Here is a 12,296-nt window from a genome sequence, read left to right as displayed (position 1 = left end):
TCCTTAGCGCGTCACGACGACCATGGCGTCGTCGCTCCAGTGCAGATACACCTGGTCGCCGGCGTTGAAACCGAGATCGTCATGGCGATAGTGGTTCAGGTGCGTGACCTTGATGCGCTGGCCGTCGTTCAGGCGCACGTGGAACACGGTCAGGTTGCCGTAGTAGGACAGTTCTTCCACTGCACCGGCCATGGTGTTGTAGTCCTTGGCGACCGGCTGGCGCGAGATGGAGATTTTCTCCGGACGCAGCGCCACACCGGCTTGCGAGCCACGCGGCGCAGCAACGCCGCGGCCGACGTAGATTGGGCCGCTCTGGGTATCGATCACCGTATGGTCGGTGTGATCTTCCCGCACCGTACCTTCCAGCAGGTTGACGCTGCCGATGAAGTCCGCCACGAAGCGGCAGTTCGGCGATTCGTAGATGTCTTCCGGCGAACCCACTTGCAGGAACTGGCCTTCGCTCATGATGGCGATGCGCGACGCCATCGTCATCGCTTCTTCCTGGTCGTGAGTCACCATCACGCAGGTCACGCCCACGCGCTGGATGATGTTCACCAGTTCGAGCTGCGTTTGTTCGCGCAGTTTTTTATCGAGTGCGCCCAGCGGCTCGTCCAGCAGCAGCAACTGCGGACGCTTGGCCAGTGAACGGGCCAGCGCCACGCGCTGTTGTTGGCCGCCCGACAGCTGGTGCGGTTTGCGGGTAGCGAATTTTTCCAGCTGTACCAGCTTCAGGTTCTGGTCCACGCGGTCGGCGATTTCCTTGGCTGGCAGGCCATCGCGGCGCAGGCCGAAGGCGACGTTGTCCCACACGCTCATGTGCGGGAACAGCGCGTAGGACTGGAACATCATGTTGATCGGACGTTCGTACGGCGGCAGCGCGGTGATGTCCTGGCCATTCAAACGTATCGCGCCGGAGCTTGGCGATTCAAAGCCCGCCAGCATGCGCAGCAAGGTGGACTTGCCGCAGCCGGAACTGCCCAGCAGCGCGAAGATTTCGCCTTTTTTGACTTTCAGGCTGATGTTGTTGACCGCCGTCGTTCCGTTGTCGAACACCTTGGACAGGCCTTCGATCGACAGGAATTGTTCATCGTTGGGCAAAGCGCTGCCCTGGCTAATTGCAGCCATAATTTTCTCCTTCATGGATCCCCGCTTGCGCGGGGACGACGGTGGCGATTAAATGCCGGTCTTGAACTTGGTATACAGGCGGGTGACAGTGCGGCGGACGTCGGCGCCAACCGAATCCGGCGCGATCATGCGCTTGGTGTCTTCTGCATCAAGGAAGACGGTCTTGTTCTGCACCAGTTGCGGCTTGACGAACTTCAGCGATTCCTTGTTGGCGTTCGCGTACAGCACCTTGTTGGTGATGGCCGCGTGGACTTCAGGACGCAGGATGTAGTTCATCCACAAGTGGGCATTGTGCGGGTGCGGCGCGTCGGCCGGAATCGCCATCGATTCGAAGGTCAGGATGCCGCCGTTACGCGGGATCAGGGCTTCGATGTGCTGGCCGGTCTTGTTGTCGATGGCGCGCTGGCGGGCCACGTTGAAGTCGCCGGACCAGCCCACTGCCACGCAGATCGAACCATTGGCCATGTCGTTGATGTAGCCGGTAGTCGAGAACAGCGTCACGTAAGGACGGATTTTTTGAAGCTGGGTAAAGGCTTCCTGGTAATCGGCGAGATTTTTGCTGTACGGGTTCTTGTCCATCGCATGCAGCGCGGCAGGGAACAATTCGGAAGCAGAATCCAGAATCGAGATGCCGCAGGATTTCAGCTTGGAGGCATACTCCGGCTTGAACACCAGGTCCCATGCGTTGTCCGGCATCGGCGTATTGCCCAGCGCGGCTTTCACTTTGTCGACGTTGATGCCGACGGTGGTGAAGCCCCACAGCCAGCTCACCAGGTAGTTATTGCCCGGATCAACCTGCGCCATCTGCGCCTGGATCACAGGATCGAGATTCTTCAGGTTGGGAAGCAAACCCTTATCCACCTTCTGCATCAGGCCACCGGAGATTTGCATCTTGGCCCAGGTCGAGGATGGCACTACGATGTCATAACCGGTTTTGCCGCCGACCAGCTTGGCGTGCAGGACTTCGTTGGTATCGAAGATGTCGTAACGCACCTTGATGCCGGTTTCTTTCTCGAAGTTGGTGATGACCTCGGGCGCGATGTACTCGGCCCAGTTGTAGATGTTCAGTACTTTTTCTTCTTCTGCCCGTGCGACGCCGGTCATTGCCAGCGCTGCCATGCCGGCCAGCAGTGCGCTGCGCCATGCGTTACGTCGGGGAGTGGTGCTGTGGTTCGCTTCCATTGGGTGTCTCCTGGTGGGGTGGCGTTAGGCGGCTAAGTTATTCCAGCGTGACGTAGAATTTTTTTGCTTCCGAGATGGTGATCCAGCGACCGGCGAAACCTTTCGGCAGGATGTAACCCTGGCCGGCGCCGAATTCCTTGCGACCGCCTTGTTCGTCGATCAGCGCGACCTGGCCTTCGATGATCCAGCATGCTTCGTCGTATGGCATGGCTGGGAATTCCACCTCACCCGGTTTGCCTTCCCACAGGCCGACGCCGTAGGCGCTGTTGCTGCCGCTGGAAGCGCGCCAGTCGGCTTCGTCCATGCCGTAGTCCAGTTTCTGGAATTGGGCGATGCCGCCGTTGATGGCGATGATGTCTGCTACGGTTTTGCTCATTTGGTTCTCCCGATTAAAGCGTTAAATACTCAAGCGTTTTTCAAAACTTGTTTCATTTCCTGATAGGCGCGCACACCGGCGACGCCCAGCTCGCGGCCGATGCCGCTGCGTTTGTATCCTCCCCACGAGGTGCCGGGGAAAATGAGTTGCGGCGTGTTGATCCACACCAGTCCGGTTTGCAGCGCTTCCGACATGGAGGCTGCGGCGGCGCTGTCTTCCGTCACCAGCGTGGCGACCAGTCCGTACTCGCTCTCATTGGCGATTTGCACGGCTTGCTCGTTGCTGTTGAAGTGGCGCACGCACGCTACCGGACCAAAAATTTCGTCGGTCCACAGCGGATGGCTGAGTGGCACGTCGGCGTACAGATGCGGCGCGATGAAGTAGCCGTGGCCGGCATCATCCGGCAGGCTGCCGGTGGCTGCTGGCTTCAGGCCATCTTCACGCGCTTGCGTAATGAAGGACTGCACTTTCTCCTTCTGGCGCGCGCTGATGATCGGCCCCATATTGGCGCCAATGTGCTGCGGACCACCGACCTTGATGGCGGCGACCGCCTCCTGCATCTGCTGCATGAAGGACGCATACACGCTCTCATGCACGAGGATGCGCGAGGTGGCCGAGCACATCTGGCCGGCGTTGGTGTACGCGCCGCTGACGGCCAGTTCCACCGCCAGTTGCAAGTTGGCGTCCGCGCACACGATCAGCGCCGACTTGCCGCCCAGCTCCAGGCTGACGCGGGCGATGCGCTGGGCGCAATCGCGCATCACGGCGCTGCCGGTTTCGGTGCTGCCGGTGAACGAGACCTTGGCGATGCCCGGATGCTGCACCAGCGCGCGGCCGGTGTCCGCCGCGCCGAACACGAGGTTCAGCACACCCGCAGGCAGGCCGGCTTCGTGCATCAGGCTGACCAGCGCCAGCTCGGCCACCGGCGTCAGTTCGCTAGGCTTCAACACGATGGTGCAGCCGGCTGCCAATGCCGCCGCCACTTTCCACGCGGTGGTGACCATCGGGAAGTTCCACGGCACGATCAGGCCGGCGACGCCGCAAGCGTCGTAATGCATTTGCGCGCGATAGCTAGTGACGCCGATATCCAGTTCGTCCGTTTGCAGATTCTTCATGGTGGCGCACAGGTCGCCGTAATAGCGGAAGGTGTTAATCACATCCAGCACATCGAGATCCGCTTCGCCAGCCGGCTTGCCGTTGTTGACCACTTGCAGCGCGGCCAGCGTGTCGTGCGCTTCTTCGATGCGGTCGGCAATCGCACGCAGCACGCGGGCGCGGTCGAGGCGGTTGCGCGCCTTCCAGCCCGGCAGCGCTTCTTTGGCAGCTTGCACCGCGCGGTCCACTTGCGCGGTGGTGGCAGCGTTGAATTCGCAGAGCGCGCCGCCGGTCGATGGATTCAGCACGATCTGCTGCGCGCCCTTGCCGGCTTCAAACACGCCATCGATCAGCGCGCCGGGCAGCGCCAGCGCTGCGCCGCTGGACAGTGCCGCCGACAGGTCGGCGGGTGCAGTTGGGTAGTCGTAGGTTTTCATGATTAACGGTATTTCACGCCAGGCAGCACGCACAGCATTTCAAACGCCAGATTGGCCGCCAGCAGCGAGGTCACGCCGGCGTTGTCGTATGGCGGAGCGACTTCCACCACGTCGGCGCCGACGATGTTCAGGCCGCGCATGCCGCGGATCAGTTCCAGCCCTTGCGTCACGGTCAGGCCGCCGATTTCCGGCGTGCCGGTGCCCGGTGCGTAGGCTGGATCGAGGCCGTCGACGTCGAAGGTCAGGTACACCGGACGGTCGCCAACGCGGGCGGCGATTTCAGCCGCCAGCGGCGCCAGCGAGCGGTTCCAGCACTGTTCAGCCTGCACCACGTTGAAGCCCTGCTCGCGGCACCAGTCGAAATCTTCCGCTGCGTAGCCGGTGCCGCGCAGGCCGATCTGGGTCACGTATTCGCATTGCAGCAGACCCTCTTCCACCGCGCGGCGGAACGGCGTGCCGTGGGCGATCTTCTCGCCGAACATGGTGTCGTTGACGTCGGCGTGCGCATCGACGTGCACCAGCGCTACCGGGCCGTGCTTGCGGGCGATGGCGCGCAGGATAGGCAGGGTGATGGTGTGGTCGCCGCCCAGCGAGATCGGCACGCAGTCGTGTTCGAGGATCGCGTCGTAGGCTTTTTCGATGCGGGTGATCGAATCAGCCAGGTTGTATGGGTTGATGGCGACGTCGCCAATGTCCGCCACTTGCAGCGAATCGAAAGGCGCGGCGCGAGTCGCCATGTTGTACGGGCGCAGCAGCGACGATTCGCTGCGCACCTGGCGCGGACCAAAGCGGGCGCCGCTGCGGTTGGAGGTGCCCAAATCGAACGGCACGCCGACGAAACAGGCGTCCAGACCCTTGGCGGTTTCTACGTGAGGCAGGCGCATCATGGTGGCGATGCCGCCGCTGCGAGGCATAGCGTTGCCACCCAACGGCTGATTGTTGGTAAATTCTTGCATGTCTCTCTACTTTCTGATTAGTTACATCGGGAAGCCAAGCTTCTTGATGCCGTTGATCCAGGCGCGTTTCCAGCCGCCCTGCTCGTCCGCACCGTCGAAGGCGTGGAAGGTGATCTTGGCGCCAGCCCATCGCAGCGGCTCTGGCGGGATCCAGTTGGGTCCTTGGGTTGAGATGTCGAGCTTGCGCTCTGGGGTGTTGCGGTCGAACAGAATGTTCAGGCCCATCAGCGCGCCGAAGCGGCTGCCTGCCACGCCGAAGCCGGTGTAGCCGGCCACGTAAACCACTTTCTCGTTGAAGTAGCGGCGGGCGAACACGGCGCCACGCGAGCAGTAATCGATCGGGCCGCCCCATGCGTGCGAGAAGCCCACGTCTTTCAGCTGCGGGAAGGTTTTGTGGAACACTTCGCCCAGCTTGTAGTAAGTCGATTCTTCGCGGTCGGCCGCAGGGTTGTTGTTGCCCTTGAAGTGGTAGCTGACCAGGCCGCCGAAGATGATGCGGTTGTCCTTGGTCAGGCGGTAGTAGTTGAGCTGGGTGCGGGTATCGTAAATGCCCTGGCGGTTCTTCCAGCCGATGCGGGCCAACTGTTCTTCAGTCAGCGGATGGGTGGCCAGCACGTGGTCACGAACCTGCATCACGCGTTTGCTGATGTCCGGAATGCCGACCGATGCAGTGCCGGTGCCAAGCAGCACGCGCGGCGTTTTGATGCTGCCCGCTTGGGTCTGGACGATCAGGTGATCGCCGCAGTCTTCCCACTTGGTCAGCGGCGTCATTTCGTACAAGCGCACGCCCAGTTTCAGCGCGGCGGCTTTCAGGCCCCATGCCATCTTGGCTGGGTGGACGATACCGCTGCGATCACGCGACCACATGGCGCCCGCATACAGCGGCGAGCCAAGCTGCGCCTGGGCTTCTTCGCGATTCAGCATCGTCACGTTGTGGCCGTGCTGCTTGTGCAGTTCGAAATCTTCTTGCAGGTGCGGGACGTGGCGGTCTTCCACTGCTACCGTCATCTCGCCGTTCCATTCGATATCGGCGTCAATACCGTAGCGGGCGACGGTCTCTTTGAAACCGTCGAGGTTGTCGTGGCCGAATTGTTCGAGCACGTCCAGGTCTTTCGGGAATACGCGAGTGGCGTTCGGCAGGCCGTGCATCACCGAGGTGGAGATGATGCCGCCAGCGCGGCCGGAGGCGCCGTAGGCGACTTTGCCGGCTTCGATCAGCACCACGTCCAGATGCGGCATCAGTTCCTTGGCTTGTACTGCGGCCCAGAGGCCGGTGAAGCCGCCGCCGACGATCAGCAGGTCAGCGGTGGTAGGTCCGATCAGTTCACGTTCTACTGCGGGGGCGGCTGCGTTGTCCAGCCAGTACGGGAACAGCTTTACGTCTTTGAAACTTTTTTTAATATCGTGCGACATTACAGCTTCCTTCTTTGTCTCCAGTAAATCCAGTCTAGCCCGGCCGCCACCAGCGAAAAATAACGCCGTGGCTATCTAAACATTGATGGCGGCCAAGGTATTACTGGATGCCGAGACAGATGTACTTCACAACGAGGTAATCCTCGATGCCATACTTCGAACCTTCGCGGCCCAGGCCGGACTGCTTGACCCCGCCGAAAGGCGCGACTTCATTGGAGATCAGGCCGGTATTGACGCCTACCATGCCGCATTCCAGCGCTTCGGCGACACGCCACACGCGGCCGATATCGCGCGAGTAGAAGTAGCTGGCCAGGCCGAATTCGGTGTCGTTTGCCTGCTGAATTACTTCGGCTTCAGTGTGGAAACGGAACAACGGTGCGAGTGGGCCGAAGGTTTCTTCGGAGGCGACCTGCATGTCTTGCGTGACGTTGGTGATCACGGTCGGCTCGAAGAACGAACCGCCCAGCGCGTGGCGCTTGCCGCCGGTGACCAGCTTGGCGCCTTTGGACAGCGCATCAGCCACGTGCTCTTCCACTTTGGCGACGGCCTTCAGGTCGATCATCGGGCCTTGGGTGACGCCCGGTTCGGCGCCATTGCCGACCTTGAGCGCGTTGACTGCGGTTGCCAGCTTGGCGGCAAACGCATCGTACACGCCGTCCTGCACGTACAGGCGATTCGCGCAGACGCAGGTCTGGCCGGCGTTCCGGAACTTGGAGGCCAATGCGCCCTGCACTGCCGCGTCGAGATCAGCATCGTCGAACACGATGAATGGCGCGTTGCCGCCCAGTTCCAATGAAACTTTCTTAACCGTCGGCGCGCACTGCTCCATCAACAGCTTGCCGATGGCGGTGGAACCGGTGAAGCTCAGTTTGCGCACCAGCGGATTGGCGCACAGCTCGCCACCGATGGCGCGGGCGTCGCCGGTGACGATACTCAGCAAACCATCCGGCAGGCCGGCACGCTTGGCCAATTCAGCCAGCGCCAGCGCGGTGAACGGCGTGGCTTCTGCCGGCTTGACCACGATCGGGCAACCAGCAGCCAGCGCTGGACCGACTTTGCGGGTAATCATCGCAGCCGGGAAGTTCCATGGTGTGATGGCGGCGCAGACGCCGATGGCTTCTTTCGTCACCACGATGCGGCGGTCTTCCCATGGCGATGGCAACGTGTCGCCGGAGACGCGCTTGGCTTCTTCAGCGAACCATTCGATGAAGGATGCGGCGTAGGCGATTTCGCCGGTGGACTCGGCCAGCGGCTTGCCCTGCTCGGCCGTCATGATGGCGGCCAGGTCATCGGTGTTGGCAATGATCAGGTCGAACCACTTGCGCAGCACGGTGCTGCGCGCTTTGCCGGTCTTGGCTTTCCAGCCGGCCCAGGCGCGGTTGGCGGCCTCGATGGCGCGCTTGGTATCCGGTGCGCCCATCTTTGGCACAGTGCCGATGAAGGCGCCGGTGGCCGGGTTGGTGACTTCGACCGTGCGGCCGTCTTGCGCGTCGCAGAACGCGCCGTCGATAAAGGCCTGTTGTTTGAGCAGGCTGTTGTCTTTCAGTTGCAGCATGTTGGTTCTCCTTTTATGCGCGCAGGGCGGCGTCCAGAATCGCCAGCGCTTCGGTCATCACGTGGTCTTCGATGGTGAGCGGGAACAGGAAGCGCACCACATTGCCATGCACGCCGCAGGTCAGCAGCAGCAGGCCTTTTTCCAACGCCACGCGCTGGACTTTCTTGGTGAAATCTTGATCCGGTTTGCCGGTGGCCGGGTCGCTGAACTCTACCGCAACCATCGAACCGAGGCCGCGCACATCAGCAATGTGCGGCACGCTGGCCTTGGCTTCGCGCAGCATCGCTTGCAGCTGGTCGCCCAGCTGGTTCGAGCGGTCCAGCAGTTTTTCGTCGTTGATCACGTCCAGCACGGCGTGGGCGGAAGCGACGGCCAGCGGGTTGCCGGCGTAAGTGCCGCCGAGGCCGCCCGGCGCCGGCGCATCCATCACCTCGGCGCGGCCGCAGACGGCGGACAGTGGCATGCCACCGGCCAGGCTCTTGGCCATCGTGGTCAGGTCAGGGGCGACGTCGTAGTGCTGCATGGCGAACATCTTGCCGGTGCGGGCAAAGCCGGTTTGCACTTCGTCGGCGATCAGCAGGATGCCGTGCTCGTCGCAGATCTTGCGCAGCGCGCGCATCAGTTCAGGCGGTGCGACGTAGAAGCCGCCCTCGCCTTGCACTGGCTCGATGATGATGGCGGCCACGCGCTTCGGATCGATATCGGCACGGAACAGCTGGGCGATGTGGTCCAGCGCGTCCTGCACGGTGGTGCCGTGGGCTTCGATCGGGAACGGTACGTGGTAAGTCTCGCCCGGGAATGGACCGAAGCCGACTTTATACGGAACGACCTTGCCGGTCAGCGCCATGCCCATGAAGGTACGGCCGTGGAAGCCGCCGCTGAAGGCGATCACGCCGCTGCGGCCGGTGTGGGCGCGGGCGATCTTGATGGCGTTTTCGACGGCTTCAGCGCCGGTGGTGAAGAAGGCGGTCTTCTTGGTGAAATCGCCCGCTGCCAGGGTGTTGATGCGCTCGGCCAGCGTGACATAGCTTTCGTATGGGACGATCTGGTAGGCGGTGTGGGTGAAGTTTTGCAGCTGTTCCTGAATCGCTGCGACCAGGCGCGGGTGGCAGTGGCCGGTGTTCAGCACGGCGATGCCGCTGGCGAAGTCGATGAAGCGGCGGCCTTCGACGTCCCACAACTCGGCGTTTTTGGCGCGTTGGGCGTAAAAGTCGCACATGACTCCAACTCCGCGTGGGGTGGCGGCGTTTTTACGGTTTTGCAGGTCGGCGTTTTTCATTTCGGGGTCTCCCATAGGTTTAAGCAGTGAGAGCACTGTAAAATACGGCGGACTCATGGCATAGAGCCATTCCTGTTTATTTGATAGAGCCAATTACGATGAGCGAAGTCTCCATTTCCGACTACCTGCTGACGCATCTCGAGCGCGGCGGCACGGTGCCGATGAACCGGCAGCTGTACGGCTTGCTGCGCGACGGCATCCTCGGTGGGGCGATTTTGCCAGGCTTGCGGGTACCGCCGTCGCGAGCGCTGGCGGCGGATCTGGGCGTGTCGCGCAATACCGTCACGTACGCTTACGATCAGCTTATCGCGGAAGGCTATTTAGAGGCGCGCACTGGAGATGGCACCTATGTGGCGGATACGGAGCCGGACATGGCGCGGCTACCGGCGGCCCTGACCGGCGACGCGGCGACTGCGGACGGCGGCGCTGGCTCGCTGTTGAGCGGACGCGGCGAGCGGCTGTTGTCCGGCACCGGCGCCAGTTCGGCACAATGGGGCGCGTTCATGCCGGGCATTCCCGACATCACCCGTTTTCCGAATGAAGTGTGGAGCAAATTGCAGGCGCGGCACTGGCGGCGGATTGCGCCCGGCTTGCTAACCTACGGCGACGGCGCCGGCTATTTGCCGCTCCGCGAAGCCATCGCCAGTCACCTGCGCACCGCGCGCTCGGTGAACTGCACAGCGGAGCAAGTCATCGTCACCTCCGGCACACACCAGTCGATCCAGCTAGCCTCGACGCTGCTGGGCGAAATGGGCGACACGGCGTGGGTGGAAGATCCCTGCTACTGGGGCACGCGCAACGTGATCCGCTCCAGCGGCCTCGCGCCGCTGCCGCTGCCGGTGGATGAGGAAGGCATGCAACTGCCGGAAGAAGCCCTGCGCACGCCGCCGCGCTTCATCTTCGTCACGCCATCGCACCAGTACCCGCTGGGGCCGGTGATGAGTTTGGCGCGACGACGCCTGCTGCTGGAATACGCGGCACGTCACAAGGTGTGGGTGGTGGAGGACGATTACGATTCCGAGTTCCGTTACAGCGGCCCGCCGCTGGCATCACTACAAGGGCTCGACAGCAACGAGCGCGTGATCTACCTGGGCACCTTCAGCAAGACGCTATTCCCCGGTTTACGGATTGGCTTCATGGTGGTGCCATCCGCATTAGCCCCCCGCTTCGCCCGCGCCAACGCCGAACTATTCCGCGACGGCCAAAGCTTCCTCCACGCGGTTCTGGCAGACTTCATGAACGAAGGCCACTTCTCCTCGCACGTGCGCAAAATGCGGCAACTGTACGCCGAGCGGCTAGCCTGCCTGCAAGCCGCGATCCGTCACGAGCTTGGCGACATCGCCACCATATCTGGAGGCGACGCTGGCCTGCACCTCGCACTCGGCCTGCCCACCGGCACCAACGACGTCGCCATCAGCCAAGCCGCCAAAGTCCGCGGCATCCTGACGCGCCCACTATCCGCCTACTACGCCGAGCCAACCTCAGCCCGCCCCGGCCTGATGCTAGGCTACGCAGCAGTCTCCACCGAGAGCATCCCCCCCCTCTTCGCCGAGCTCGCCCAAGAAATTCGGGGTCAGCTCTGTCATTTGGACACGCGCGCATGATCCTTGAGGAATCTCAATACCTGCAGCGCGAGCCACAGTGACAGGACTTACTTGCGCGTCTTGAGCTATATCAAACTTCAGAGCTGCATGTCCAAATGACAGAGCTGACCCCGAATTTAGCCTTTGGAGAGGGCTTTGAGGGCTTGTTTGATGCCGTCAGAGACGGTCGCTCCGGCGGGCACGGTTTTCAGGGCCAGCAGGGCTTCTTTGTCGGAGTAGCCCAGCGCCAGCAGGGCATTGAGGATGTCGGATTTCGAGTCTGGTGCGGCAGCCGCACCACCTGCACCGATGTCTGCGCCCAGCTTGCCTTTCAGTTCCAGCAACAGGCGCTCGGCGGTTTTTTTGCCGATGCCTGGAACTTTCATCAGGCGGCCGGATTCTTGCAGCGTTACCGCTTGCGCCAGGTCGGCGATCGACATGCCGGACAGGATCGACAGCGCGGTGCGCGCGCCCACGCCGGTAATTTTGATCAGTTGGCGGAACACGGCGCGCTCTTCCGCATTGCCGAAGCCGAACAACAGATGCGCATCTTCGCGGATGGCCTGGTGCGTGAACAACACCACTTTCTCTCCCACGCCGGGCAGGTTGTAGAAGGTGCTCATCGAGACGTCGACTTCGTAGCCTACGCCACCAACATCAACCAGCAGTTGCGGCGGATTTTTTTCAAGCAGAATCCCGGAGAGACGTCCGATCATGTTTTACCTTTAGAAGAAGTTAGCCGACCAGGCGGCCGCGACGCATGCGCAGTCCGGCCAGCGGACCGTTGGCAGTGGCGTTGGTGCCGCCGGCGATCAGGGTCAGTGTTTCGCGGCTGTGCGCGTGGCAGATGGCGATGCCCAGTGCATCGGCCGCATCAGTGCCCGGCATCCCAGGCATCGACAGCAGACGAACCACCATTTCCTGCATCTGCGCTTTCACCGCACGGCCGGTGCCGACGATGGCTTTTTTGATTTGGGTCGGAGAATACTCGGCCACGCTCAAGTCGGCCGACACCAGCGCGCAAATCGCCGCGCCGCGCGCCTGGCCCAAAAGCAAGGTCGATTGCGGGTTGACGTTGACGAACACTTGCTCAATCGCCGCGCAATCCGGATTGTAGGTGCGGGCGACTTCACCCACGCCGTCCAGAATCACCTTGAGCCGCGTCGGCAAATCGCCCTCGCCGCTCTTGATGGTGCCGGAGGCGATGTAGCGCAGCTTGCTGCCCTGCTTTTGTATGACGCCAAAGCCAGTGGTGCGCAAGCCGGGGTCGATGCCGAGAATTATCATTGGGGAAT

11 protein-coding genes are annotated in these 12,296 nt (G+C 62.1%); 1 reads left to right on the top strand and 10 read right to left on the bottom strand.

Going from position 1 to position 12,296, the window contains the following annotated elements; genetic code table 11:
• Positions 1–3 precede the first annotated feature (3 nt).
• From GTP46_RS02915 to GTP46_RS02880, 8 genes are all read right to left on the bottom strand, one after another.
• Positions 4–1,125 carry an ABC transporter ATP-binding protein gene (locus tag GTP46_RS02915; RefSeq protein ID WP_161005126.1) on the bottom strand — a complete coding sequence of 374 codons (1,122 nt, stop codon included), beginning with the start codon at positions 1,123–1,125 and terminating at the stop codon, positions 4–6.
• 48 nt (positions 1,126–1,173) lie between these two features.
• On the bottom strand, positions 1,174–2,307 hold the full coding sequence (locus GTP46_RS02910) for a polyamine ABC transporter substrate-binding protein (RefSeq protein WP_371869534.1): 1,134 nt from the start codon (positions 2,305–2,307) through the stop codon (positions 1,174–1,176).
• A gap of 37 nt (positions 2,308–2,344) precedes the next feature.
• Entirely contained in the window at positions 2,345–2,683 is a 339-nt protein-coding gene (locus tag GTP46_RS02905) for a cupin domain-containing protein (protein ID WP_161005125.1), read from the bottom strand.
• Between the two features lie 29 nt (positions 2,684–2,712).
• The gene (locus GTP46_RS02900; protein ID WP_161005124.1) at positions 2,713–4,215 is read right to left on the bottom strand and encodes an aldehyde dehydrogenase family protein; all 1,503 of its coding nucleotides are present in this window, start codon (positions 4,213–4,215) and stop codon (positions 2,713–2,715) included.
• 2 nt (positions 4,216–4,217) lie between these two features.
• A complete protein-coding gene (speB, locus tag GTP46_RS02895; RefSeq protein WP_161005123.1) occupies positions 4,218–5,171 on the bottom strand; it encodes an agmatinase in 954 nt (317 codons plus the stop codon).
• A gap of 21 nt (positions 5,172–5,192) precedes the next feature.
• Positions 5,193–6,584, bottom strand: a complete 1,392-nt coding sequence (locus GTP46_RS02890; RefSeq protein WP_161005122.1) for an NAD(P)/FAD-dependent oxidoreductase — start codon at positions 6,582–6,584, stop codon at positions 5,193–5,195.
• 100 nt (positions 6,585–6,684) lie between these two features.
• Entirely contained in the window at positions 6,685–8,139 is a 1,455-nt protein-coding gene (gene gabD / locus GTP46_RS02885) for an NADP-dependent succinate-semialdehyde dehydrogenase (protein ID WP_161005121.1), read from the bottom strand.
• A gap of 13 nt (positions 8,140–8,152) precedes the next feature.
• Positions 8,153–9,418, bottom strand: a complete 1,266-nt coding sequence (locus tag GTP46_RS02880; protein WP_161005120.1) for a 4-aminobutyrate--2-oxoglutarate transaminase — start codon at positions 9,416–9,418, stop codon at positions 8,153–8,155.
• 98 nt (positions 9,419–9,516) lie between these two features.
• On the opposite strand from GTP46_RS02880, the gene pdxR reads away from it, so the two are divergent.
• Positions 9,517–11,022, top strand: a complete 1,506-nt coding sequence (gene pdxR, locus GTP46_RS02875; protein ID WP_161005119.1) for a MocR-like pyridoxine biosynthesis transcription factor PdxR — start codon at positions 9,517–9,519, stop codon at positions 11,020–11,022.
• Positions 11,023–11,138: 116 nt separating this feature from the next.
• On the opposite strand, the gene ruvA is transcribed toward pdxR, so the two are convergent.
• Together ruvA and ruvC are read right to left on the bottom strand one after the other, a co-directional pair.
• Positions 11,139–11,717 carry a Holliday junction branch migration protein RuvA gene (gene ruvA, locus GTP46_RS02870; protein ID WP_161005118.1) on the bottom strand — a complete coding sequence of 193 codons (579 nt, stop codon included), beginning with the start codon at positions 11,715–11,717 and terminating at the stop codon, positions 11,139–11,141.
• A gap of 19 nt (positions 11,718–11,736) precedes the next feature.
• Complete coding sequence (gene ruvC, locus GTP46_RS02865) at positions 11,737–12,288, bottom strand: crossover junction endodeoxyribonuclease RuvC (RefSeq protein WP_161005117.1); 552 nt, start codon at positions 12,286–12,288, stop codon at positions 11,737–11,739.
• Positions 12,289–12,296: the final 8 nt, after the last annotated feature.

It is taken from the genome of Duganella flavida, assembly GCF_009857445.1.
GTDB classification, from domain to species: Bacteria; Pseudomonadota; Gammaproteobacteria; order Burkholderiales; family Burkholderiaceae_D; genus Rugamonas; species Rugamonas flavida.
Note: the sequence above shows the minus strand (reverse complement) of the source record. Positions and strands in the feature narration are given on the sequence as shown.